General features: G+C 57.4%; 18 protein-coding genes. 12 read left to right on the top strand and 6 right to left on the bottom strand.

Translation table 11 applies throughout. The features are described from left to right. Positions 1 to 276 precede the first annotated feature (276 nt). Complete coding sequence (clpS, locus tag R0J87_RS05795; RefSeq protein WP_311063586.1) at positions 277 to 585, top strand: ATP-dependent Clp protease adapter ClpS; 309 nt, start codon at positions 277 to 279, stop codon at positions 583 to 585. Positions 586 to 738: 153 nt separating this feature from the next. Continuing rightward, the gene (gene clpA / locus R0J87_RS05800) at positions 739 to 3,015 is read left to right on the top strand and encodes an ATP-dependent Clp protease ATP-binding subunit ClpA (protein ID WP_498884927.1); all 2,277 of its coding nucleotides are present in this window, start codon (positions 739 to 741) and stop codon (positions 3,013 to 3,015) included. A gap of 200 nt (positions 3,016 to 3,215) precedes the next feature. Here the strand turns inward: clpA and infA are convergent, their stop codons facing one another. From infA to aat, 3 genes are all read right to left on the bottom strand, one after another. Then, positions 3,216 to 3,434, bottom strand: a complete 219-nt coding sequence (gene infA, locus R0J87_RS05805; protein ID WP_007111068.1) for a translation initiation factor IF-1 — start codon at positions 3,432 to 3,434, stop codon at positions 3,216 to 3,218. Positions 3,435 to 3,572: 138 nt separating this feature from the next. Next, complete coding sequence (locus tag R0J87_RS05810) at positions 3,573 to 4,307, bottom strand: arginyltransferase (protein WP_404345170.1); 735 nt, start codon at positions 4,305 to 4,307, stop codon at positions 3,573 to 3,575. Positions 4,308 to 4,337: 30 nt separating this feature from the next. Then, a complete protein-coding gene (gene aat, locus R0J87_RS05815; RefSeq protein WP_498884932.1) occupies positions 4,338 to 5,087 on the bottom strand; it encodes a leucyl/phenylalanyl-tRNA--protein transferase in 750 nt (249 codons plus the stop codon). 117 nt (positions 5,088 to 5,204) lie between these two features. Between aat and R0J87_RS05820 the strand changes: the two genes are divergently transcribed. Together R0J87_RS05820 and lolA are read left to right on the top strand one after the other, a co-directional pair. After that, positions 5,205 to 8,483 carry a DNA translocase FtsK gene (locus tag R0J87_RS05820; protein WP_498884934.1) on the top strand — a complete coding sequence of 1,093 codons (3,279 nt, stop codon included), beginning with the start codon at positions 5,205 to 5,207 and terminating at the stop codon, positions 8,481 to 8,483. Positions 8,484 to 8,638: 155 nt separating this feature from the next. Further along, positions 8,639 to 9,295, top strand: a complete 657-nt coding sequence (lolA, locus tag R0J87_RS05825; protein WP_498884936.1) for an outer membrane lipoprotein periplasmic chaperone LolA — start codon at positions 8,639 to 8,641, stop codon at positions 9,293 to 9,295. Positions 9,296 to 9,436: 141 nt separating this feature from the next. On the opposite strand, the gene R0J87_RS05830 is transcribed toward lolA, so the two are convergent. Next, positions 9,437 to 10,762, bottom strand: a complete 1,326-nt coding sequence (locus R0J87_RS05830) for a replication-associated recombination protein A (RefSeq protein WP_498884937.1) — start codon at positions 10,760 to 10,762, stop codon at positions 9,437 to 9,439. Between the two features lie 256 nt (positions 10,763 to 11,018). Between R0J87_RS05830 and R0J87_RS05835 the strand changes: the two genes are divergently transcribed. The 5 genes from R0J87_RS05835 to R0J87_RS05855 all read left to right on the top strand — a co-directional run bounded on the left by R0J87_RS05835 (position 11,019) and on the right by R0J87_RS05855 (position 19,900). Continuing rightward, entirely contained in the window at positions 11,019 to 11,564 is a 546-nt protein-coding gene (locus R0J87_RS05835; protein WP_404345175.1) for a hemerythrin domain-containing protein, read from the top strand. A 154-nt stretch (positions 11,565 to 11,718) separates the two neighbouring features. After that, positions 11,719 to 12,519 (top strand): glutamate racemase, encoded by an 801-nt coding sequence (murI, locus tag R0J87_RS05840; RefSeq protein ID WP_498884940.1) that lies wholly within the window; start codon positions 11,719 to 11,721, stop codon positions 12,517 to 12,519. A gap of 84 nt (positions 12,520 to 12,603) precedes the next feature. Further along, entirely contained in the window at positions 12,604 to 13,731 is a 1,128-nt protein-coding gene (trmA, locus tag R0J87_RS05845) for a tRNA (uridine(54)-C5)-methyltransferase TrmA (protein ID WP_498884941.1), read from the top strand. A gap of 177 nt (positions 13,732 to 13,908) precedes the next feature. Then, on the top strand, positions 13,909 to 18,732 hold the full coding sequence (locus tag R0J87_RS05850; protein ID WP_498884943.1) for an NAD-glutamate dehydrogenase: 4,824 nt from the start codon (positions 13,909 to 13,911) through the stop codon (positions 18,730 to 18,732). A gap of 151 nt (positions 18,733 to 18,883) precedes the next feature. Beyond that, entirely contained in the window at positions 18,884 to 19,900 is a 1,017-nt protein-coding gene (locus R0J87_RS05855; protein ID WP_399842679.1) for a quinone-dependent dihydroorotate dehydrogenase, read from the top strand. Positions 19,901 to 20,035: 135 nt separating this feature from the next. Here R0J87_RS05855 and rmf read toward each other — a convergent pair whose 3' ends face one another. Beyond that, on the bottom strand, positions 20,036 to 20,245 hold the full coding sequence (gene rmf, locus R0J87_RS05860) for a ribosome modulation factor (protein WP_498884945.1): 210 nt from the start codon (positions 20,243 to 20,245) through the stop codon (positions 20,036 to 20,038). Positions 20,246 to 20,638: 393 nt separating this feature from the next. Between rmf and rlmKL the strand changes: the two genes are divergently transcribed. Both rlmKL and R0J87_RS05870 read left to right on the top strand, forming a co-directional pair. Beyond that, on the top strand, positions 20,639 to 22,849 hold the full coding sequence (gene rlmKL, locus R0J87_RS05865; RefSeq protein WP_498884947.1) for a bifunctional 23S rRNA (guanine(2069)-N(7))-methyltransferase RlmK/23S rRNA (guanine(2445)-N(2))-methyltransferase RlmL: 2,211 nt from the start codon (positions 20,639 to 20,641) through the stop codon (positions 22,847 to 22,849). Between the two features lie 34 nt (positions 22,850 to 22,883). Next, entirely contained in the window at positions 22,884 to 23,219 is a 336-nt protein-coding gene (locus R0J87_RS05870) for a glutaredoxin family protein (RefSeq protein ID WP_498884949.1), read from the top strand. Positions 23,220 to 23,253: 34 nt separating this feature from the next. Here the strand turns inward: R0J87_RS05870 and R0J87_RS05875 are convergent, their stop codons facing one another. Beyond that, the gene (locus tag R0J87_RS05875; protein ID WP_188638065.1) at positions 23,254 to 23,535 is read right to left on the bottom strand and encodes a WGR domain-containing protein; all 282 of its coding nucleotides are present in this window, start codon (positions 23,533 to 23,535) and stop codon (positions 23,254 to 23,256) included. 84 nt (positions 23,536 to 23,619) lie between these two features. On the opposite strand from R0J87_RS05875, the gene pdxB reads away from it, so the two are divergent. After that, on the top strand, positions 23,620 to 24,765 hold the full coding sequence (pdxB, locus tag R0J87_RS05880; protein ID WP_498884951.1) for a 4-phosphoerythronate dehydrogenase PdxB: 1,146 nt from the start codon (positions 23,620 to 23,622) through the stop codon (positions 24,763 to 24,765). Positions 24,766 to 24,789: the final 24 nt, after the last annotated feature.

The following is a 24,789-nucleotide window of genomic DNA, read 5'->3' on the forward strand; positions in this document are numbered from 1 at the left end:
CTGCACCCCCTGCCTGCTTTGCGGGCAGGGGTTTTTTGTTTGGCCTAATGTGATAATTTTGTTTTTTTCATGAACCCTTGTTGATGGCGCGCGTCTTATACAGCAGATTAGTGTGTGTACAACTGATTGGTACGAAGATTGAGTTGCATTCGCGCACAGATCTTGTGTTTAAGCCACCGCTCGTCAGCCGAGAGAAGATGATCCTTGCTGCTTATGCTTAATACAGAAAGCCCTTACCTGGCGGCCACCGTAGAGGCAGGCATGACACGCCCAGGCATGCCCGAGCATGACGATGACCTAGCGGTGCAGTCAGCTGAGCCAGCGTTGGCGCAGCCACCCCTGTATAAGGTGGTGCTGCACAATGATGACTACACCCCGATGGAATTTGTCGTTGAGGTGCTGCAAGGCTTTTTTAATATGGATAGCGAAAAAGCCGTGCAGGTGATGCTAGCCGTACACACGCAAGGGAAAGCAACCTGCGGCATTTTTACCCGAGACATCGCTGAGACCAAAAGTTATCAAGTGAATGAGTATGCCCGTGAGTGCGAGCACCCGCTAATGTGTGATATCGAAGCTGCTGATTGAGCTGATTGCAGTGAGCAGCGTTGAAAAAAAGTAGCACAGGGGCTTGCAACCACGCCATTTGTACCCGATGTTGAGAGTGCCGGTCGATTAAACTGATCCGACGCAAGCCCTAGGTGGCGATATGCCCTAGGTAGTAGCGAAAAGGGGACTGCCATGCTGAGCAAAGAACTTGAACTGACCCTGAACACGGCCTTCACCGTGGCTCGCTCAAAGCGCCACGAATTCATGACCGTAGAGCACCTGCTGCTAGCGCTGCTGGATAACGCTTCTGCGGTTGATGTGCTGAAGGCGTGCGGGGCAAACCTCGACAAGCTGCGGTCCGATCTGCAGGATTTTATTAACTCGACCACGCCGCTGATCCCTGAAGGCCAGGGTGACCGTGAAACGCAGCCAACGCTGGGCTTCCAGCGCGTGCTGCAGCGTGCTGTATTCCATGTTCAATCCTCCGGAAAAAGCGAAGTCACAGGCGCTAACGTGCTGGTCGCTATTTTTTCTGAGCAGGAGAGCCAAGCGGTTTACTTCCTTAAACAGCAGAGCGTGGCGCGGGTCGATGCGGTCAATTACATCGCCCACGGCATCTCTAAAGTCTCGGGTCATGGCCCGTCGCCATCTCCCTCTTCTCAAGAGAGCGACGACGCTGAAGAGGGCAGTGCCGAAGGGGCTGCTCATCCGTTGACCGGCTACGCCACCAACCTCAACGAGCAGGCGCGTCAGGGTAAAATCGACCCCCTGATTGGCCGCGACCATGAGCTTGAGCGCGTAGTGCAAATTTTGGCACGTCGCCGTAAAAATAACCCGCTGCTAGTAGGTGAAGCCGGGGTGGGTAAAACCGCCATTGCAGAAGGCTTGGCTAAGCGCATTGTCGAAGAAGACGTGCCAGACGTTATCGCCGACGCGGTGGTGTACTCGCTGGATATGGGCGCGCTGCTGGCCGGTACCAAGTACCGTGGTGATTTTGAAAAACGCTTGAAGAGCCTGTTAGGTGAGCTGCGTAAACAGCCCAACGCCGTCTTATTTATCGATGAGATCCACACCGTGATAGGTGCAGGTGCTGCATCAGGTGGCGTCATGGATGCGTCTAATCTGTTGAAACCGCTGCTCTCCTCAGGCGAGCTGCGCTGCATCGGCTCAACCACGTTCCAAGAGTTTCGCGGTATCTTCGAAAAAGACCGTGCCCTGGCGCGTCGTTTCCAAAAAGTCGATGTGCTGGCACCGTCTGTTGAAGACACCATCAAGATCCTCAAAGGGCTGCGTTCGCGCTTTGAAGAGCACCACGAGCTTAAGTACACCGATGGTGCGCTAGAGAGTGCTGCTCGCTTGGCAGATCGCTATATCAATGATCGCTTCCTTCCCGATAAGGCGATTGATGTCATTGATGAAGCCGGAGCGCATCAGCGCATGCTGCCACCGGAAGTGCGCACTAACACGATCGATGTGGAGCAGGTAGAAGCGGTAGTGGCCTCTATTGCACGGATTCCGCCGAAGAGCGTGTCGAGCTCGGATCGCAAGCAGCTTGAGAAACTAGACCGCGATCTGAAAATGCTGGTGTTTGGACAGGACGAAGCCATTGATTCTCTGTCTGCCGCCATCAAGCTCTCCCGTGCGGGGCTGAAGTCGCCAGACAAACCCGTGGGTAACTTCTTGTTTGCCGGGCCAACTGGTGTGGGTAAAACGGAAGTCGCCAAACAGCTTGCGCATATCATGGGCATTGAGCTCGTTCGCTTTGATATGTCTGAGTACATGGAGCGTCACACCGTATCGCGTTTGATCGGTGCGCCTCCTGGCTATGTGGGTTACGACCAAGGCGGTCTATTAACAGAAGCGGTCACCAAACAGCCGCACTGTGTGCTTCTGCTCGATGAAATTGAGAAGGCCCACCCGGAAGTCTTTAACCTGCTGCTGCAGGTCATGGACCATGGCCGCCTGACCGATAACAACGGCCGCGAAGCGGACTTCCGTCACGTTATTTTGATTATGACGTCTAACGCAGGGGCTGAGCAGGTATCGCGCCGCTCCATCGGCTTCCAGAATCAGGACCACTCTACCGATGCCATGGAAGTGATTCGCCGCACCTTCTCACCTGAGTTCCGCAACCGTTTGGACGGCATTATCCAGTTCCATGCGCTGCCCACCTCGGTGGTGCGTAACGTGGTCGATAAGTTCTTGATCGAGCTACAGGCACAGCTAGACGAGAAGCGCGTACAGCTGGAGGTTGACGACATAGCACGTGATTGGCTGGCGGAGAAGGGCTACGACCCGGATATGGGGGCAAGGCCGATGGCTCGCTTGATTCAGGAGAAGCTCAAGAAGCCGCTAGCAGAGATGATTCTGTTTGGCGAATTGGCAGAGCATGGCGGGATTGTGCATGTCAGCCTGGAAGAGGGTGAGCTACATCTATCGACAGAGTCGGAAATGGCAGATGCGCCCTGAAAAGGGCGCTAAGATGACCAACAAGCATTAACTGAAGTATCCGCCTTACCCAGCTAACGCACAGCGCCCTGTCTTCGACGGGGCGTTGTCGTTTCCAGGGAGCGGCGCCGTAATTACGCGATACTAAAAGCAGCCATTAGGCGTTTCTGCACTCGCAGGGTTTGCTTGCGCAGAACATTGCTTGAGGGCGATATCAAGGCTTAGCGCGAGCGGTAAACAATACGGCCTTTTGAAAGATCGTAAGGTGTCAGCTCTACTTTCACCTTATCGCCGGTCAGAATGCGAATGTAGTTTTTACGCATTTTGCCAGAGATATGAGCAGTGACGACGTGGCCGTTTTCTAGCTCAACCCGGAACATGGTATTGGGAAGGGTATCAACAATAACGCCTTCCATTTCAATATGATCTTCGCGTGCCATATAGGCAGATCCTCACTTATTTTACATCGTGGATAGTCGAATGATTGCTTCATGAAGCGTTGGCACAAACCTGCACGCCTAAGAAACAGCGCTATATTGTGCCGTAAGCCTGCCGTCAAGGCAAAAAAGCTGACAAGATTAGCGAATTAAAGGTCGCCAGTGCCGACCGTCAAGCAGCTCAATGGGTGAAAAAGACTGCTTGTAACGCATCTTACGGCACTCCTCAATCCAGTAGCCAAGATAGAGGTGGGGCAACTTTTTGTCCTGACATAGGGCAATCAGCTTTAAAATGGCGAATGTGCCGAGTGAGCGCTTGTCCAGCGCATCATCGACTTTAAAAAACGTGTAGATAGCTGACAGGCCGTGCTCTAACTGGTCAAACGCTGCTACGGCAACCAGCTCACCTTCTAGGTACATCTCCATGAGATGCGCATAGGGCTCTTCAAGCGTTAGAAAGGTACGGTACTGTTCGCGACTAGGCGGATACATATCGCCGTTTGCATGGCGTTGGCGAATGTAGTCAGCATATAGAGCGTAGTGGTTGGCATCGAAGCGCGCGGCGCTCACGCGGGTCTCAATATCGTGATTGCGATTCCAGATTTTTCGCTGGGTACGGTTGGCGCTGAATTCGCCTACTGGAATACGTACTGAGCGGCAGGCATTGCAACCCTCGCAGTGGGGGCGGTATAAGTGGCGTCCGCTACGCCGAAAGCCGAGTAGAGAGAGTGAATCGTATACCCCAGGTACAGGTGATTCCTGAGGGTCTAAAAACAGCGTTGTGGCCTCTTTGCCAGGAAGATAGCTACAGGCATGCGGGACGGTTAGGAAGAAGCGCAAATCCCGCACGGGGCGGCGAGGAGCGTTACTACTCACGGCTTGCCTCCTTGGAAAATAACAGCGCGGTCACGGTGCTGTAGCGTCTGAAGATATCGCCGCAAGCCACGGCGAGGCAGGCACGGACGGCGTCTGGTAAGCAGATGATGTTAGGTGAAAAGCTTTTTCTGGCAACCATTGTTCAAGATAGTTGATGAACGTGCTGCGAGCGACTGTTGTCGCACCCAGGCTTTCCAAATGCGGCGTGTGCATTTGGCAGTCGATGAGTTCTCCCCCATGGCGTTGCATGGCGCCTGCCAAATGGGCCAGCGCAATTTTAGAAGCATCGGGTTGGCGTGAAAACATCGACTCGCCAAAGAACACAGGCCCCATGGCCAGCCCATACAGTCCACCCACCAACTCGCCGCCACGGTGCACCTCAATACTGTGGGCGATGCCAAGTTCGTGAAGACGCTGATAGGCGCGCTGCATATCCGGGTTAATCCAGGTGCCCGGCTCATCGTTTCGCGGTGCCGCGCATGCCTCTATTACCTTGCTGAACTGTTGATCTATCGTCACGCTGAAGCCACCATGTCGCAGCCGTTTAGCCAGGCTGCGGCGTCGTTTAAACTGGGCCGGTAGCAGTATCATACGTGGGTCAGGACTCCACCATAAAATGGGGTCATCGTCGCTGTACCAAGGAAAGATACCTTTCCGGTAAGCGTTAACCAGCCAGGCTGGTGTAAGCTCTCCACCGGCGGCTAGGAGGCCGTTGGGCGACTCTAACGCCTGCTCGGTAGAAGGAAAGTAAGGGTGTGGCGATGAGAGCCAAGGTAGCATCGCTTGCTCCTGTTGCTAGTGGCTTCTATAGAAGCGCTGTGACGGCGGAAGGATGCTCGGTATGATGCAAACTCGCAAGTGGATTAAAGACACCGTGTGGTGTAAAGGGAGAATCGCTTGAAAGTAAATAAGGCGGTAGACAAGCGAACGCAGCGACAGTCGCGTCAGTCACCATCGAGTACTCGTTCATCGACGCGGGTGAATGCCGCAAAGGATAAAGCGCGCCGAGTTGGCCTGCGCCTGCAAGGCTCCGCCCGTGAAGGGGTGGTTGTGGTGATGCTGGCACTCTGCGTCTTTTTGCTATTAGCGCTGTTTAGTTATCACCCAGCCGACCCCGGCTGGTCCTACCAAGGCCCAGAGACCGACGTGCGCAACTGGATGGGGCCGGTCGGTGCATGGCTTGCTGACGTGCTCTATTCACTGCTCGGGGCGAGCGCCCTGTGGTGGCCGGGTATGTTTGGCTATGCCGCTTGGTGGTTGATGCGCTCACGCCAAGTGCGTTTCGAATTAGACCCCGTCGCGATTGCCGTACGGGCAGGCGGTTTGGTGCTGTTAATGTTCGGCACGACCATGTTGGGTGCGCTGCACTTCTATCACCCGGATAGCATTCTTCCCTACGCCTCAGGCGGTATTTTAGGTGAAGGGCTCGTCGGTACGCTGAAGCCGCTGGTAAGTAGCGGCGGGGTGGGGCTAATTGCCGCCGCGCTGATCCTCATTGGTTTCCCGCTGTTTAGCGGCATGTCGTGGTTACAGGTGGCCGATGAAGTTGGGAGAAAGCTGTGCCGTCTTGGCGGCTGGTTTAGTGCCCGCCGTGCCAAAGGTCGCGAGCGGCGTGCTGAGCGCGCCTCCGTGCGCGCAGCTGCTAAAGCCGCTTCCAAGAGAGTGAAGCAGCGCTCTTGGGCAGAGCCAAGCGATACCAGTACCGACGCCGTGGATGAGGAGGAAGAGACGCCAGCCGTGCGTGTCGCGCCGCGTGCTAGCGTAGCGCCGGAGCGCGAAGCTGTGAGTGAGCGTTCACCAACAGGCCGTCGTGAGCGCCGTGAGCCAAGCTTCTCAGCCCCTGAGGAGGCCTCGCAAGACTCCGCCTCTGTGACAGACACTTCCATTCCCTGGGAAGCCGCCTCGCTATTGAGCGAGCGCCACGCGTCGGCTCATCACCGTTCGCCAGAGCCCGCGCCCGAACCGGCAGCGCCGAGCGAGCCGCTGATGCCGCTATCCGCGAAAGAGCCTGCGCCTGCGCAAGCGGCAGCTGAAGAAACTGAGCAAGCGACTGTTCAAGCATCTGTGGAAAGCCCTGTCAGCGAACCTTCGCCAGAGCCCGTGCAAGCGGCAGCGGCTGAAGAAACGACAGCGCCTACACCTAAACCGACACCCGCACCCACGGGGCCGGTTGAGGAGCCCGCATCACTAACCCGTACGCCAACGGATCAAGCACCGACGGCAGAAGCGCAAGACGATGAGCACTATGCAGCCTCCGTACCGCTGCGAGCTTTCCGGGATGAGCCAGCCCCAGCACCTGAAGAGGCACCGGCTCCTGCGGCGTTTACCAGCCGCTCTGAACCCGAACCTGAAACTGAGCCCATGCGCCCAGCGCCGGTATCGCTACGCAGTGACGATCACTCGCCAGCCTATCAAGCGCCGCCTATGGCCGCCGAGCCTCGGCGGGAGCGCGTGCCGGAAGTCGTCCCAGAGCCCGTGTGGGATGAAGATGAGGACGATGAGCTGCCGGTCAGCCTGGTAGCACCGCCCACACCGCCTGCCGCAAACTCTCGTCATGAGCCAACGTTCTCAACCGAGCAAGTTGAGGAGGAAGCGGATAACGGCCCTACGCTGTGGACCGTAGAGCATCTGCAGAGCCAGCGCCCAGCGTTTGAAACGCTGTCCGAGCCTGAAGGCGATGTGCCCAGTTTGCAGCTGTTAACACCCCCAGAGCCGCATCAGCCTAACTATACCGATGAACAGCTGGCGGATATGGCCGAGCTTCTCGAAGTGCGGCTGCGTGAGTACGGTGTCAAAGCGGAAGTCGTTGATACTTGGCCTGGCCCGGTCATTACGCGCTTTGAGATTAAGCCGGCCGCTGGGGTGAAAGTTTCTAAGATCAGCAACCTAGCCAAGGACCTTGCCCGCTCGCTGATGGTGAAAAGCGTTCGCGTAGTAGAGGTCATTCCCGGGCGGCCAACGGTGGGGATCGAAATACCTAACCCGCACCGGGCGATGATTCGCCTTCGTGAAGTCATTGATTCTGACCGCTATCAGCAGGAGAGCTCACCGCTGACGATGGCGCTGGGCCAAGATATTGGCGGCGGGCCGGTCGTGGCTAACTTAGGCAAGATGCCCCACCTGTTAGTGGCCGGTACCACCGGCTCAGGTAAGTCAGTGGGGGTTAACGCCATGCTGATTTCCATGCTGCTCAAGGCTAAGCCCGATGAGCTCAAGCTGATCATGGTGGACCCCAAGATGCTGGAGCTGTCGGTGTATGACGGTATCCCGCATCTGCTGGCGCCAGTCGTCACTGATATGAAAGAGGCGGCCAACAGCCTGCGTTGGTGCGTGGCGGAAATGGAGCGTCGTTATAAACTGATGGCCGCCATGGGGGTGCGCAATATTGCTGGGTTTAATGGCCGCTTAGATGAAGCTGAGCGTGCCGGTGCCCAAGTGGCTGACCCGCTGTGGGAGCCTCAGCCCTGGGAGATGCACCAAACGCCGCCGATCCTCGAAAAGCTACCCTACATCGTGGTGGTGATCGATGAATTTGCCGATATGTTTATGATTGTCGGTAAAAAGGTGGAAGAGCTGATTGCCCGTTTGGCGCAAAAAGCGCGCGCCGCCGGTATCCATTTGATTCTGGCCACTCAGCGCCCGTCGGTGGATGTAGTCACCGGCTTGATCAAAGCGAATATTCCGTCACGGATGGCCTTCCAGGTCTCTTCACGCATCGATTCGCGCACCATTCTGGATCAGGGCGGCGCTGAAAGCCTGCTGGGCCACGGGGATATGCTCTACCTGCCCGCAGGTTCCGGGCCGCCTAACCGTGTTCACGGTGCCTTTGTGGACGATGACGAAGTCCACCGGGTGGTGGATGACTGGAAGCGCCGAGGCGAGCCTGAGTATATCGAAGAGATTCTTTCTGGCGGCGTTTCTGCCGATGCGCTGACCGGTCTTGAAGCCGAAGGCGTTGATGGCGACGATGCTGAACAAGATGCGCTTTACGATGAAGCCGTGCAGTTTGTCACCGAGACTCGTAAAGCCTCAATTTCGGCCGTGCAGCGTCGCTTCAAAATTGGCTATAACCGTGCGGCACGTTTAGTCGATGCTATGGAGAGCGCCGGTGTTGTTTCCTCGATGGGAACGAACGGTGCCCGTGAAGTGTTAGCCCCACCGCCAGTTGGCCACTAAACGTGAGTTTGGCGGTACCAATCATGCAACAAGCGTGAAAGTCGCGCCGCCGGTGAAACCCTGCGGCGCTTTTTACGTCTGAGAGGCACATGGATCGTCTTCACGCTCCTTGCCTCGTCCGCTATTTGGCAAATGAATGCCTAGGGAGAAAGAACATGCGCGAACCCTCTAACCGTCGCTCACCTGCGCTGGCACTGGCCGCCAGTGCGCTAGGGTTAACCTTTGCTGCGCCTATGGCAGCGTGGGCCAATGAGGCTGCAGAGCGGCTGACCGAGCGCTTGGATCCTCTGGAGAACTATCACGCCACGTTCGAGCAGCAAATTTTGGATGGTGGCGGTGAACGCCTGCAAAGCGCCCGTGGTGAAATGTGGCTATCGCGCCCTGGGATGCTGCGTTGGGAAGTAGAAGCCCCCTATACACAAACCGTGGTGTCCGACGGTGATGATGTCTACCTTTACGACCCAGATCTTGAGCAGGTGACCGTGCAGGCGATGGATGATCGTGTGACCCACACGCCCGCTCTATTGCTGTCAGGCAGCGCTGATGAGCTGACCTCAAGCTACGATGTGTTTTACGAGCAGCAAGATGGCGATGATGTCTTTACGCTCATCCCCACGCTCGCAGACACGCTGTTTGAAGAGTTGAGCATGGTGTTTGAGGGCGATACGCTAACCGAGCTGTGGATGATGGACAGCACCGGCCAGCGCACCTCGATTACCTTTAGCGATATTACCCGCAACGGCAATATCGACCGTGACTTGTTCGATTTCCAGATTCCCGAAGGCACGGATATTATTCGCGAAGAGCTCTAGTGGTGACGCGTGAATGACTGTTAGTGAAGAGTACATCGTGAGTCGTGAATGGTAAGTAGTGAATAGTATGTAGTGAATGGTAAGTAGAAAAGAGACAAGGCGGGGTAGTGACTACCGCCCGCTGAATAACGCTCAGGCGCCTTAGGGCGCCTGATCTGCTTCCTGGTCGCGGTTTTCCCGCCACGCCATAATTTCCCCAAACCGCTTCTCTTGGCCAAACGGGCTAGGCTCGTAAAAGCGTGTTTTAGGCACGTACTCTGGCCAGCAGTCGTGGGCACTGCCCGCCGGGTAGCCATCCGGCTCGTTATGGGCGTAACGGTAGCCCTCACCATGCCCCAGCTGCTCCATCAGTTTGGTGGGCGCGTTACGCAGGTAGGTAGGCACTTCTACTTGTGGCTGCTGCTGGACAAACTGCTGGGCACTCTTCCAGGCGCGATCTATGCGATTACTTTTTGGAGCCACGGCTAAATGAATGGCGGCATGGGCAATCGCCCGCTGGCCCTCGTAATCGCCCAGGCGCAAATAGGCATCCCAAGCAGCGATGACCAGCGGTAGCGCGCGCGGGTCGGCGTTGCCCACGTCTTCTGATGCGATAGCCGTTAAGCGCCGAACGATATCTAGCGGATCACCGCCGCCCTGTATAAAGCGCGCCATGTACAAAAGCGCGGCGTTAGGGCGCGACGAGCGGATCGATTTATGAATGGCGGAAAGCAGGTCGTAGTAAGCATCGCCCTGTTTATCAAACGCGCTGGATTGATGCCCCACTACATCTGCCAGTACCGCCTTGCGCAATACTTCTCGGCCATCCTGCTGTTCGGTGAAGTCGCAGGCGGTTTCCAGCAGCCCCAGAGCGCGACGGGCGTCTCCTGCGCTAGCGTGTGCTAACGCCTCTAACACGCCGGGCTCTACGTCGATGGCCCGTTTTCCAAGCCCACGCTGGGTGTTTTCCAGCGCTTGTGTCATGACCTCCAGCAGCTCTTGTTGAGTAAGTGGTTTCAACACGTAGACCCGTGCGCGGGAGAGTAGCGCCGAATTTACTTCAAAGGAGGGGTTTTCGGTGGTCGCACCAATCAGCGTTAACAGGCCAGACTCCACATGAGGCAGTAGGGCATCCTGCTGACTCTTGTTCAAACGGTGAATCTCATCTAAAAAGAGAAGCGTGGGCGAGGTGCGCTGGCGGGCTCGTTCCACTACCGTGCGAATCTCTTTTACGCCAGCCATCACCGCGCTTAGGTGCTCCAGATGAGCATCAGACGCTCGTGCCAACAGCTCTGCCAGGGTGGTCTTGCCTACGCCCGGCGGCCCCCATAAGATCATAGAGCGAACCACACCAGACTCTGCCATGCGGCGTAGCGGTTTTTCCGGCCCCACCAGGGCCTGTTGCCCCACATAGTCATCCAGCGATACAGGGCGCATGCGGTAGGCCAGCGGCGCGTCTTCACCAGGAGCGGCGTCAAAAAGGTCCATATAAACTTCCGTTGTAAATCGAGACGTTGAACAACCAACTCTTAATAAGTGTCTGTGGTAAATAGGTCTGTGGCAAATAGCGTAACGTCAGACTACCTTTTGGCATAACCGTGAATAAGATCACACCACGTTGATAATCCCAGAGGCGCATCGCGAGGATTAACGCTAGTGTAGTAGAACCCTGCTCATGACCGCTTGCCGAATGCTTCCGTAAAAAGAAGGCGGCATGCATGATACTTACAAAGGAGACGGCACGATGTTGAACCAACTGCGTCTAGATCATGCCAACATGGCACGAATGCTCCATGTGCTGCAGCTAAAGCATAAAACCTTGGCCTGCGGTGAGCGGCCTGACTTCAAGCTGATGCGTGAAGTGGTTGACTACATTTTGTCCTATATGGATGGCTTTGCAACGCCCCTTGAACGTATCTGTGTTGAGCGTTTGCAGGTTCAGGCTCCTCAGCAGCTGCCTTTAATGGAGCAGATGGCCAGCGACTATCGTGAGCTCAAGCCGCGTTTAATGCGCCTCTCTCACGATATCGACATGATCCTAATGGACAATATTCTGCCTATGGATCGCTTTGCCGAGGATTTAAGAGCGTATTTGGAAGCCCACCGCGGCTACCTGCGCCACGAGCGTGAAGGGTTATTCCCCTTAATTGATAAGCACTTCAGCGAAGAAGATATGGAAGAGCTTCGCCAAGCGCTGCCAGAAGGGGCCGAGAAAGAGCTGGAGCGTCTACAGCTTGCCTACCCAGAGCTTTACGCCGAGCTATGCGGCGCGGAAATACCGCCACTGTAATCCTTTCCCACGCAAACTCTTCAGAGCCTAACGGGGCGTGTTAAACTAGCGCCCCGTTTTTATGGGCGGCTGCCAACACCGGTGGCGCAAAGGTTTGTCGAGAGGACGATGTGAGCGCATCAGGCATATACAAAAAAGACGGGGTAGGTGGGCCATGACATCAGGGCCTGTACTGATTTTTGACTCTGGTGTGGGAGGGCTCTCTGTGGCCCACGCGCTGCGTCAACACTACCCCCATGCTGCAATGTGCTATGCCTGTGACAACGCATGGTTACCTTATGGCCTGCGCGACGATGCAACGCTCGCTGAGCGTATCGTGCTGGTTTGCCAAGCGGCAGTGCAAGCCTGCCATGCTAGCGCGCTGGTAGTGGCCTGTAATACGGCGAGCACCCTGGCCCTTGAAGGCCTGCGCCAAGCGCTAACGATTCCGGTGATTGGCACGGTGCCAGCGATTAAACCCGCCGCGCTCATCAGCACCTCGCGCCATATTGGCCTGCTGGCCACCACCGCCACGGTTAACCGCCCCTACACCCAAACATTAATCGACAGCTTTGCCAGTGATTGCGTGGTCACCAAAATAGCCGCCGACGCGCTGGTCACGGAAGCGGAGGCTTGGCTTGCCGGAGTGCCGCTGAACGCACTGCGCATCCAGCAGGCGCTAGCGCCACTGTGGCAGGCGACCCAGCAGCACCCCGCACTGGATACAGTGGTGCTTGGTTGCACCCACTTCCCCTTATTGCGGCCAATGTTGGATACGCTGGCCCCAACGCCCCTTGCGTGGGTGGACTCTGGCGACGCCATTGCCCGTAGGGTGGGGCAGGTGGCGACAACACTGGTCAGCGATGCCCAAGATGGCCGCTGCTTCACCACGGCACCTGCCCAAGCGCTGACTAACGGACTAGCCCGCTACGGTTTTAGCGCAGCACAACCCCTTTTGCTGCCCAGTGCTTTCTAAGCGGTTGATTAAAAAGCAATTTTTCTGCGATTTATGTTCTGTCATTCATCTTTTGTGATTAATAGTGAGTAACGAGGAGCCACCTTGGCGATCCCAACAGTAGACCCCGCACGCTACGACGAACAGCTGGCTGAGAAGCAAGCCTATGTGGAGAGCACGTTTGCAGCGTTTGATACGCCTGCGCTAGAGGTGTACCCCTCGCCGCCCAGCCACTATCGCCAGCGCTGTGAATTTCGCATTTGGCATGAAGAGGACGACCTCTTTTACGCCATGTTCGAGGTCGACCCGGAAAACCCCAAAAACAAACGAGTGATTCGCTTAGATCAGTTTGCGGTTGCCAGCGCCCATATCAATGAGCTAATGCCTAAGCTGCGCGACGCCTTTCTTGCTAGCGACGAGTTGCGCCGCCGCCTGTTCCAGGTGGAGTTTTTAACCACGCTCTCTGGACAAGCGCTGGTCACGCTGATCTATCACCGCCCGCTAGGCGATGCGTGGGAAGCCGAAGCCCGCGCTCTGGAAAAAGCCTTAGATATCATGATCATTGGCCGCTCTCGTAAGCAGCGCCTGGTGCTAACTCAGGATCATGTGTGGGAGCGGCTCACGGTAGATGGCCGCACGCTGCACTACCAGCAGGTAGAAAACAGCTTTACCCAGCCCAACGCCCACATTTGCCAAACCATGCTGAGCTGGGCCAAAGAAGCCACGCAAGGCCGCCAAGCAGAAGATCTGGTGGAGCTTTACTGCGGCAACGGCAATTTCACGATTGCCCTGGCCGAGAATTTCCGCCGCGTATTGGCCACCGAGATTTCGCGTACCTCCGTTGCTAGTGCCAACGTCAACCTAGAAGCTAACGGCGTGACCAATGCCCACGTGGCGCGCATGTCGGCGGAAGAGTTTGCGCTGGCGCTGAAAGGTGAAAAAGAGGGCCGGCGCGTGGCCGAGATGGCGCTGGATGAGTATGACTTTTCAACTGTTTTAGTCGACCCGCCCAGGGCCGGGCTAGACGAGCAAAGCTGCCATCAAATCAGCGAATACGCTCAAATCGTCTATATTTCATGCAACCCGGCCACGCTTGCCGAGAACTTAACGCTACTGACCAAAACCCACGACATTGAGCGGTTTGCGCTATTTGACCAGTTCCCGTTTACCCACCACTGTGAGTGTGGCGTATTGCTGACCCGTCGGCAGCCAGAAGCGCCCTCACAAAGCTGATACGCTGAACTTGTCAATAGTGCTTATGATGCACAAGCGGCATACACCATGAATAACCTGTCAGATGGTTAGGGTGGCGGTCCTGGGTAGCGTAAGCTAACAGGTAGAGTGGCCTAAAGGCCTATTGTCCTTCGTTTTTTTGGCCTATGTAGTGGCCCCAGGCAGTCGAGGTGATGGATGCATTACGTTGCGATTGAAGAGAGTCGGCGGGATCTTTTAAAGCAGCTACAAGAGCGATTGGAAGCGCGACTGGAGCCAGCACGGGCAGCCGCCATTGAAGCCTTTGCGCGCCACTTTTACGCCACGGTACCGGTGGAAGACCTGGTAGACCGTCGGCTGGACGACCTTTACGGCGCGACGCTGTCCATCTGGCAGTTCTTACAGCACCATGACGCCCAAAGCCCCAAAGTGCGTATTTTTAACCCGGACTTTGAAGAGCACGGCTGGCAGTCCACCCACACCTTTGTGGCCGTGCTGCATGAAGATATGCCGTTTTTGGTGGATTCCGTACGCATTGAGCTCAACCGTCGCGGTCTCACGGTTCACGCGATCCAAAACGCCGTCTTTGCTGTGGCGCGTGATCAGCAGCATCAGCTCAGCGCGCTTGCGTCCCCCAAAGATGAAAACGCGCCGGATGCCCGTGAATCACTCATCGTGATCGAGGTAGACCGCCATACTGACGCCGAGTCACTGGCGAAAATTGAGCGCAATCTGCACGAAGTGCTGCGCGATGTGCGCACCGCCGTCGGCGATTTTGACGCCATGTGTGGGCAAATTACCTCCGCCATTCAAGAGCTGGAAAAAAACTGCCCGCCGCAAATCGACCCAGACGACCACGAAGAAGCCATCGCGTTTCTCGAGTGGCTGCTGAAGGACAACTTCACCTTCCTAGGCTACGACGAGTACCTGCTGGAAGGTAACGAGCTGCAGCGCGATCCTAACAGCGTGTTGGGCGTGTTCCGGCTGGATCAGCCGCGCTACCGCGAGCGTATCCGCACCGAAGAGGGCATCGACGAGCACGACGACTACGTGCTGGTGCCGCAACTGCTCTCGTTCGCCAAAAGCGCCCACCACTCCCGCGTGCATCGCCCCACCTATCCAGACTACATCACCGTTGACCGCTACGACGATGACGGCAATGTGATCGGCGAGCGTCGCTTCTTTGGTTTGTTTACGGCCACGGTCTACAACGAGTCGCCGCGCAATATTCCGTTGCTGCGCCGCAAGCTCAAAGCCGTGATGGACATCGCTGGCTTTAATCCCCAGGGCCACAACGGCAAGCAGCTGCTGCAGGTGCTGGAAGTGTACCCCCGTGATGATCTGTTCCAGATCAGCACGGAATCCCTGGCCAGCACCTCGCTGGGTATCCTCAATATTCGCGAGCGCCGTCAGGTGCGCCTGTTCATTCGCGCGGATGTTAGCGGTAAGTTCTACTCCTGCTTAGTGTTTGTACCACGGGATGTGTTCTCTACCGACCTGCGTCAGCGTATTCAAGGCATGCTGTGCGACGAGTTGGATGCCCACTTTGGCGACTTCAACACCTACTTGTCCGAGTCAGTGCTGGCGCGCATTCAGCTGATCCTGCGCTTCAACGGCGATGCCCCCAGCCAGTACGACCTTAAGCGCTTAGAGAGCAAAGTAGCCCGCTTAGCCCGCAGCTGGCGCGATGACCTGCAGGCGGCGATGATCGAAGGCTTCGGCGAAGAGCGCGCGAACCACCTGATTGATCAGTTCCACGATGCGTTTTCAGCCAGCTACCGGGAAGATTTCAACGCCCGCACGGCCGTATTCGATGTCCAGCATCTGCTGAATCTGGATAACGGCGACGATCTGTCGCTGTCTCTCTACCGCCCGCTGGAAGAGCAGGCGGGTGGCATGAACCTGAAGCTGTTCCACCGCGAGTCGCAAATTCCGCTCTCTGATGTGCTGCCGATGATGGAAAATCTCGGCCTGCGCGTGATTGGCGAGCGCCCCTACGATATTAATGCGCCGCAGCAGCGCTACTGGATTCACGATTTTGAGCTGGAACACAGCCGCGAAGGCGTCAACCTTAGTGAGATGCGTGACACCTTCAGCGAAGCGTTCAAGCGCATTTGGGCAGGCGAGGCCGATAACGACGCCTTTAACCGGCTGATTATCGGTGCTGGCCTGGACTGGCGCGAAGTCGCCATGCTGCGCGGCTATGCTCGCTATTTGAAGCAGATCCGCTTCGGCATGTCCCAGGACTATATCGCTGCGACGTTGGCTAACTACCCAGCCATTACTCAAACCCTGGTAGAGCTGTTCCGCTTACGTTTCGACCCGGCCCAGCAGCCCAGCAGCGTCGATGAGTGCCTTGCCAGCCTAAACGAGCATCTGGAAGGCGTTGCCAGCCTCAACGACGACCAGCTGCTGCGTCGCTTTATGGAGCTGATCCAAGCGACACTGCGCACCAACTACTACCAGAAAACCGACGATGGCCGCTTTAAGGATTACATCTCCTACAAGCTTGAGCCGTCGAAAGTAACGGGTATGCCTAAACCGCGCCCGGCGTTTGAGATCTTTGTCTGCTCGCCGCGTGTCGAAGGCGTTCACCTGCGCGGTGGCAAAGTAGCGCGTGGCGGCCTGCGCTGGTCGGATCGTCTTGAAGATTTCCGTACCGAAGTGCTGGGCCTCGTTAAAGCGCAGCAGGTGAAAAACGCGGTCATCGTGCCCGTTGGTGCGAAAGGCGGCTTTGTATGCAAACGCATGCCGGAAAATGCCGACCGCGAAACCCAGCAGAAAGAAGGTATCGCGTGCTACCAAATCTTCATTCGCGCGCTGCTGGATGTCACCGATAACCTCGTGGGTGGCGAGGTGGTACCGCCGCAAAACGTGGTGCGTCACGATGAAGATGACACCTACTTAGTGGTTGCCGCGGATAAAGGCACCGCGACTTTCTCCGATATCGCCAACGCGATTTCCGTGGAGTATGGCCACTGGCTGGGCGACGCCTTTGCCTCAGGTGGCGCAAACGGCTACGACCATAAGAAGATGGCGATTACGGCCCGCGGCGCGTGGGAATCCGTAAAGCGTCACTTCAAAAATCTGGACGTGAATACCCAAGAAGATCTGTTCACCGTGGTGGGCGTGGGCGATATGGCGGGTGACGTGTTCGGCAACGGCATGCTGCTCTCCGACAAGATCCAGCTGGTCGGTGCGTTTAACCACATGCACATCTTTGTCGACCCGAACCCCGATGCGGCGGCGGCCTTTGCCGAGCGTAAGCGCTTGTTTGATCTGCCGCGCTCCAGCTGGGAAGACTACAGCGCCGAGCTGATTTCCCAGGGTGGCGGTGTGTTTAACCGTAGTGCTAAATCGATCACCATCACGCCGGAAATGCAGCAGGTGTTTGGTATCGAAGAACCCCGCTTGTCTCCTAACGATCTGATTCGCGCCATGCTCAAGGCGAAGGTGGATCTGATTTGGAACGGCGGTATCGGCACCTACGTGAAAAGCTCAGAAGAGACCGATGCAGACGTGGGCGATAAAGCCAACGACGCGCTGCGCATCAACGGTAAAGAGCTGAACTGCCGTGTGGTCGGCGAGGGCGGTAACCTGGGCCTGACCCAGCGTGGCCGGATGGAAGCCGCCGCCAACGGCGTGCGCGTCTACACCGACTTTATCGACAATGCGGGCGGCGTGAACTGCTCGGACCACGAGGTCAATATCAAGATATTGATCGATGAAGTGGTCAAGCGTGGCGATATGACCGACAAGCAGCGTAACCAGCTGCTGGCCGACATGACCGAAGAAGTCGCCGACCTGGTGATTCTGGATAACTACCGCCAGACCCAGGCGCTGGATCTGTCGGAAATTCTCTCCCACCAGGGCATGGGGCCGTACCGCCGCTTTATCAGCGAGCTGGAGTCCGTCGGCCAAATCGACCGTGAGCTTGAGTTCCTGCCTGCCGATGACGTTCTGAAAGAGCGTGCCAGCAACAACCAGGGCATGCGCTTGCCGGAGCTGTCGGTACTGATCTCCTACGCCAAGAGCACCCTGAAGGGCGACTTGATCAACTCCGACGTGCCGGATGATCTCTATATTCACCGTCATCTGGAGCGCCTGTTCCCAGCCGTGCTCACCGAGCGCTATCAAACCGAGATGTACGACCACCGCCTGAAGCGGGAAATCGTGGCAACGCAGGTGGCTAACGACCTCGTTGATCACATGGGCATTGTGTTCGTGCGCCGCTTGATGGATTCGACTGGTGCTGGTCGAGCAGACATTGCCCGCGCTTATGTGATGGCTCGGGATGCCTTCAACCTGACCGATTTATGGGCGCAGATTGAGGCACTGGATAACCAAGTGCCCAATCGCGTGCAGTACTCCATGATGTTGGACCTGATGCGCATGATTCGTCGTGCAACCCGCTGGTTCCTGCGTCAGCATCTGGGGCTAACGACCCAGGATACTATCGAGTACTTCGGCCCACGCTTGGCGCAGCTGCAAGAGAGTATTGGCGAGCTGCTGAGCGGTGAAGAGCAAGCTGCATGGCGCAAGCGCTGCGACGAGCTGCAAGCCGCGGGTGTGCCGGAAGCATTGGCTGCCACCGTGGCCGCAGCACCGAGCCTCTACGCTGGCTTGGGCATTATTCAAGCGGCCCGCATCACCAACGAGAAGCCCCAGCGGGTCGCCGAGGTGTTCTACGAAATCGGCAGCCGCCTGGAGCTTCCTTGGATGATCCAGCAGGTCACGCACCTGGAAGTGCGCGACTCCTGGCAGGCCCAGGCGCGGGAAACCTTCCGCGATGATATCGACCGCCAGCAGCTGGCTCTGACGACAAGCGTCCTGAAGCTGGAGGCGGGCAGCCGTGATACCCAGGAGCGCGTGGCCCAGTGGTTAGAGCAGCACGCTGAGCTACATCGCCGCTGGTGCCGCTTGATCGACGAAGTGCGTGGCGGAAGCGAAGGTGGGTTCGCACTGTTTGCCGTCGCGGTTCGTGAGCTGGTGGATTTAGCGGAGAGCGATAGCGAAGCATAAGCCCTGACGGGTTCTATGAAAGCTACGTTCTAACGAAAAGCCGCGCCCTGGGAGACCAGGGCGCGGCTTTTTTTCATCCTGCGAAGAGGGGGCGATGTGCGCTATACTGCGCCCGCCCCGCACTTTGCCCACGCTCAGGAGAGTCTTGCTGATGTACCCAATTGCCCGCTCGCTGCTGTTCCGCCTGGACCCCGAAACCACCCATGGCATGGCGTTGAATGCGCTTGACGCGCTGCACAAGGTGGGCGGCATTAAGCGTGTGTATGGCGAGCCGGTGAGTGATCCTGTCGAACTCATGGGGCTGCGTTTTCCTAACCGGGTCGGGCTGGCTGCCGGGCTGGACAAAAACGCCGACCACCTCGATGCGCTGGGAGAGCTGGGGTTTGGCTTTGTAGAAGTGGGCACCGTGACCCCTAAAGCACAGCCGGGTAACCCTAAACCGCGTCTGTTTCGGCTAGCTGGGCACGAGGCGATCATCAATCGCTTTGGTTTCAACAACAAAGGGGTGGAGCATCTTGTTGCCCAGGTTAAAAAGCGTCACTACAACGGTATTGTGGGCATTAATATTGGCAAGAACCTGAGTACCTCTGTAGAACACGCCCTGGACGATTACCTGGCCTGCCTCAACGCGGTACACGGCGCGGCGGACTATATTGCGGTGAATATCTCCTCACCCAATACGCCGGGGCTGCGTACGCTGCAGTTTGGCGAACAGTTAGACGCGCTGTTAGGCCCCATTCGCGCTAAAAGCCGCGAGCTGGATGCCCAAGCAGGCCGCAACGTGCCGTTGCTGGTGAAAATTGCGCCGGACATGAGCGAAGAGGAAGTGGCGTTAGTGGCAGGCAGCATTGCCCGTAACGAGCTAGATGGCGTGATTGCCACCAATACCACCGTTTCCCGGGACGCTGTGAGCGATGACCCCCAGGCTCAAGAAGCGGGTGGGCTTTCCGGCAAGCCGGTGTTTGAAGCGTCCAACACGGTGATTCGTCTGCTGCGATCGCATCTCCCTACGCTGCCGATCATTGGGGTAGGCGGTATTGATAGCGGTGAAACGGCGAAGGCGAAAATAGCCGCTGGGGCGGACTTGGTTCAGCTTTATTCAGGCTTAATCTATCAAGGTCCGGCACTCGTGCAGCAGTGTGCCAAAGCGCTAAAGCAGGGCGATTGAGCGTCGAGCTAGAAGGGTGATTTGAAACGATCTGTCGAGGCAGCAATACGTCGAGGCAGCAATATGTCGAGGCAATAAAAAGCCCGCTTGGCAGCGGGCTCCGTTCTCCAAATGTTTGGGTAAAAGGTAAACTAACTAGGTCACGACCATGGGGTTTTTATGGATACCGGAAACGCCGGTCATCCCATCCCACTGATCGCCGCGACCTTCACGCCAACCGCTCATCCAATATTCGCGTAAATTGACATCTTGACTGGGACAATCATCACGGGAGCGACCCGTAATGCCCGCTTTGTAGCCGTGAACATAAGCCCGTTGGAAGCGATCACGTTTTTGTCGTTTCATTGGCTAACCTCTTTTCATGAAAGCCTTTTGATAAGAAACAGGGCATAAGGCGACGTGGTATAAGCATGCCCGTAAGAGCGCGCTCCACCAACGTTAGCCAGCTCTGCTTCGAGAGGTGACTTCAAGTTCAAGAGAGAGCTGCTGCCTCAGCGCTAATGCCTAGCACTCACGTGCTGAACGGGCGAAGCGGCAAACTCGAACAAGCCATAGGTCGTTACCGGTGTTGTGAAACATGCACAATAATGACCTAGACAAGCAACGCATGCGTTTTTTAGTAGCTACCCTCTTATTGTTAGACCATGATGGGGTCACTTGTCGACCATCAAATTGTCATAAGACGTAAACTCATTTGCCATATATAGGAATAACGCGCGGTTACGCGCGGCGATCACCATGACCGAGCTGAGCCAAACTGCCCCCCTAAACCTCCTGGCAACCTGCCCTAAAGGCATCGAAGGCCTGCTAGCGGACGAACTGACAGCCCTGGGCGCCGCGCCGGGTAAAACCACCGTGGCAGGGGTCTATTTTTCTGCCGACCAAGCCACCGCCTACCGGGTTTGCTTGTGGTCTCGCTTAGCAAACCGCGTGATTTTGCTATTGGCGCGTGAAGCGATGATAGAGACCGCAGAGCAGGTGCGCGATGTGGTTGCACGCATCTCCTGGAGCCAGCACCTTGCCCCCGGTAAGACGCTGGCCGTGGATTTTCATGGCCGCAGCGACCACATTCGCCACACGCGGTTTGGCGCACAAACGGTGAAAGATGGCGTGGTGGATGCGCTACAGCTGGCCGGTCAAGAACGGCCCAATGTCGATACCAAAACACCCGACCTGCGCATTTACGCCCACCTGCACCGGGCCAACCTGAGCCTGGGGATTGATCTCTCTGGCGAGAGCCTGCACCGCCGTGGCTACCGCCGCGATGTGGGCCACGCGCCGCTTAAAGAGAACCTAGCGGCAGCACTGCTGGTGCGGGCCGGCTGGCCAGAGCGGGCCAAAGCGGGGGAGCCACTGATTGACCCGCTGTGTGGTGCGGGTACGCTGCTGATTGAGGCGGCGCTGATGGCGGCTGACCAAGCCCCTAACCTGAACCGCGAGCGGTTTGGCTTTCACGGCTGGGCAGGCCATCAAGAGGCCGTATGGAGTGAATTAAAACGCGAAGCTGAAGCACGCGCCTCGATTGGCCGCAAACGCTGCAAAACGGAACTGATGGGCTTTGATCAAAGCCCGGCAGCGCTGACCGCCGCGAAATCTAACGCCATGCGGGCGGGCATTCCTGCGCTGATAACGCTCCACGGCCAGAGCCTTGCCCAGCTGACCCGGCCAGAGACCCTGACCGCCGAGCAGGGGCTATTGATCACCAACCCGCCCTACGGCGAGCGCTTGGGCGAGCTGCCTGAGCTGGTGCGGCTTTACGCCCAGCTAGGTGAAAAAGCCAAGGCTCTGTTCCCTGGCTGGACGCTAGCGATGTTTACCGGCAACCCGGACCTCGGCCACCGCTTAGGCCTGCGTGCCCACAAACAGTACGCGCTAAAAAACGGCGCGCTGGATGCCAAACTGCTGTTAATGGAGATTGGCAGTGTTCGTCCTGCGCCTCAGGAGAGCAGTGAGCCGTCAGAAGCGGGCGTGGCGCCCCAGGCAAGCAGTACTGCAAAACCGGCGGTGTCGGAAAATGCGCAGATGTTTGCCAATCGTCTAGCGAAAAACCAGAAACGCCTGAAAAAGTGGCTGAAGCAGAGCGGTGAGACCTGCTACCGCATTTACGATGCCGATATGCCTGAATACGCGCTGGCGGTGGATCGTTACGGCGACCGCGTGCATGTGCAGGAGTACGCCGCGCCCAGCTCTATTAACCCGGCGCAGGCGCAGAAACGGCTGTTTGATGCCCTGGAAGTGCTGCCCGAGGCGCTGGGTGTCGACCCTAGTAAGATTTATGTCAAACGCCGCGAGCGGCAAACCGGTGCGGCCCAGTACCAAAAGCGCGAAGCCAGCGGCGAGCGTTTTGAAGTGCAGGAGGGCAGCGCTCGGCTATGGGTCAACCTGCGCGATTATCTGGATACTGGCCTGTTTCTGGATCACCGTCCGGTACGCCGGATGCTCGGCGAGATGGCGAGCGGCAAGCGCTTTCTCAACTTGTTCTGCTATACCGCGACGGCCACTGTGCAAGCCGCGCTGGGCGGGGCCAGCGACAGCGTTAGCGTGGATATGTCTAACACCTACCTGGAGTGGGCGCGGGACAACTTTGCGCTCAACAAGCTCGACCCAAGGCTGCACCGCGTGGTGCGTGATGACTGCTTCCGCTGGCTGGAAACCGCCAACGCGCAGTTTGATCTGATCTTTATGGACCCCCCGACCTTCTCGAACTCGAAGAAGATGCGCGACACGCTGGATGTGCAGCGCGACCATCCGCGCTTAGTGGAACTGGCCATGGCACGCCTAGCCCCCGGCGGTACGCTGGTGTTCTCCAACAACCAGCGGCGCTTTAAGCTGGATGAAGCGCTGAGCGAGCGCTACGCGGTAGAGGAGATCACCACGCGCACCTTCGACCCGGATTTCCAGCGGCGCACCAACCTGCACCACGTGTTTTTGCTGCGCCACTCTTCGTGAGCCACTTCTTCTGAGCCGATAAAGAGCAAGGGCGATGATTGAACTATCGATTTACACGACGCTGGGATGCCACCTGTGTGCCCAGTTAGAGGCGCTGGTGGCCACACTGGCCAACCAAGAGGTGAGGTTGCACCACATCGAGATCAGCGACGACGATGCGCTGGTCGAGCAATACGGCACACGAATTCCGGTGTTGGTGGATGCCAACGGCGTTGAGCTGGATCGCGGCTTCGATGTGGCGCGTTTAAGCCACTGGCTGAAGGAACGAGGCTGGTTGGATGAGGCGGCGCTTGCCGCGCTCACCACGCCGCCGGAACAAGCGCCCACCGTGGGGGTGCATCAACGTAACGGGCGGCGCTTCTTAGGCTAACAAAGCGGGGCGATTCAGTCTAAAGGGTGATGCGTCAGAGCGCGTCTAATAGCGACAGCTGGCGCATCGCTTCCTGGCCTTCCGGCGTGTGGTCGGCGGCTTCCAGCACCTTGCGGAACCCGCGGGAGGATTGAATCGTTGTTTCATCCTCCAGCCACATCTGTGCCTGCTCCAGGCTATCCGCTAACTGGTGCTTCAACCCGCCAAACTGGGTGCCGATTTGCCCCCAGGCGCGGCTGAAAATCCAGTCGCCGAACATATCCTGGTGAATATGCACCAACACATAGTCATGGTCGGTTTCCCAGCGTACGATCACACCCATCTCCTTAACAACTTCTTGATCATGCCTGCACAGCAAGCCATTGCGGGCGTATTGTAAAGCCCGGATACCAAAACGCCTATGAAACTTGTTATCGACGCTAATATCCCCGCCGCCGACGCCTGTTTTGGGGGCGTGGGTACGTTGCACCGCCTGCCGGGCCGCGAGATCCGAGCGGCTGACCTGCAAAATGCCGATGCGCTGATCGTGCGCTCCATCACTCAGGTGAATCGCGCTTTACTTACCGATAGCCCGGTGCGTTTTGTGGGCACCTGCACCATTGGCACCGACCATATTGATCTCGATTATCTCAAAGAGCGCAATATTGGCTTTGCCAGCGCGCCGGGGTGCAATGCGGAGGCGGTGGTCGATTATGTGCTCAGCAGCCTGCTGACGGTGAGCGAGCGAGAAGGCTGGCCGCTGCTGGAGCGAACCGTGGGTATCGTTGGGGCAGGCAACGTGGGTAGCCGCTTGCAGCGCCGTTTACAGGCGCTCGGCGTGGCGGTGCGGGTGTGCGATCCACCCAGGGCGGAACAAGAAGGCGCAAGCGGTTTTGTATCCCTCGATACGCTGATTGATGAGTGCGACGTGATTTGCCTGCACACCCCGCTGGTGAAGGCTGGCCCTCACGCCACCTATCAACTGCTGAATGCTCAGCGTATCAACGAGCTGGCCCCTGGTACGCTGCTGTTAAACGCCGGGCGAGGCGACTGCGTTGATGGCCTAGCGCTGCGCAGCCGTTTGGCGGGGAAGGGCGATATCACCGCCGTGTTAGACGTTTGGGAAGACGAGCCGGGCATTGATGCGGGGCTGCGTGATTTGGTTGCGCTGGCAACGCCCCACATTGCCGGGCATAGCCTGGATGGCAAGCTGCGCGGCACCTGGATGATTCAGCAAGCGTTGGCCGAACAGTTAGGCCAGCCCAGCGGTATGCCGTTTAGCGAACTCTGCCCGCCGCCAGCGCTGGCCGCGTTAACGTTGCAGAGCGCACTGCCGGTGGAAGAGGCACTTCGGCTCTGCGCGCGGGCCGTGTATGACGTGCGCCGCGACCATGATGCGTTGCAGCGTCAGGTGATGCACCAGGGGATTGCCAAGGGCTTTGATAGCTGCCGCGCTAACTACCCGCTGCGCCGCGAGTTCGCCACGCTGACCATTTACCTGGAGAACGATGCGGTGTCATTGCAGCCGTCGCTGCAGGCGGCAGGTTTTCAGGTGCGCTGCGGCTAACCCACCTTATTGGTTTGCCTAAAC

This window comes from Halomonas sp. SIMBA_159, from assembly GCF_046536035.1.
Taxonomy (GTDB): domain Bacteria; phylum Pseudomonadota; class Gammaproteobacteria; order Pseudomonadales; family Halomonadaceae; genus Vreelandella; species Vreelandella venusta_A.

Bases quoted from the DNA above. Each gene is read 5' to 3' on its own strand.
- clpS (WP_311063586.1), top strand. From the start codon at position 277: ATGCCCGAGCATGACGATGACCTAGCGGTGCAGTCAGCTGAGCCAGCG.
- clpA (WP_498884927.1), top strand. From the start codon at position 739: ATGCTGAGCAAAGAACTTGAACTGACCCTGAACACGGCCTTCACCGTG.
- infA (WP_007111068.1), bottom strand. From the start codon at position 3,434: ATGGCACGCGAAGATCATATTGAAATGGAAGGCGTTATTGTTGATACC.
- aat (WP_498884932.1), bottom strand. From the start codon at position 5,087: ATGCTACCTTGGCTCTCATCGCCACACCCTTACTTTCCTTCTACCGAG.
- lolA (WP_498884936.1), top strand. From the start codon at position 8,639: ATGCGCGAACCCTCTAACCGTCGCTCACCTGCGCTGGCACTGGCCGCC.
- R0J87_RS05830 (WP_498884937.1), bottom strand. From the start codon at position 10,762: ATGGACCTTTTTGACGCCGCTCCTGGTGAAGACGCGCCGCTGGCCTAC.
- R0J87_RS05835 (WP_404345175.1), top strand. From the start codon at position 11,019: ATGTTGAACCAACTGCGTCTAGATCATGCCAACATGGCACGAATGCTC.
- murI (WP_498884940.1), top strand. From the start codon at position 11,719: ATGACATCAGGGCCTGTACTGATTTTTGACTCTGGTGTGGGAGGGCTC.
- R0J87_RS05850 (WP_498884943.1), top strand. From the start codon at position 13,909: ATGCATTACGTTGCGATTGAAGAGAGTCGGCGGGATCTTTTAAAGCAG.
- R0J87_RS05855 (WP_399842679.1), top strand. From the start codon at position 18,884: ATGTACCCAATTGCCCGCTCGCTGCTGTTCCGCCTGGACCCCGAAACC.
- rmf (WP_498884945.1), bottom strand. From the start codon at position 20,245: ATGAAACGACAAAAACGTGATCGCTTCCAACGGGCTTATGTTCACGGC.
- rlmKL (WP_498884947.1), top strand. From the start codon at position 20,639: ATGACCGAGCTGAGCCAAACTGCCCCCCTAAACCTCCTGGCAACCTGC.
- R0J87_RS05870 (WP_498884949.1), top strand. From the start codon at position 22,884: ATGATTGAACTATCGATTTACACGACGCTGGGATGCCACCTGTGTGCC.
- pdxB (WP_498884951.1), top strand. From the start codon at position 23,620: ATGAAACTTGTTATCGACGCTAATATCCCCGCCGCCGACGCCTGTTTT.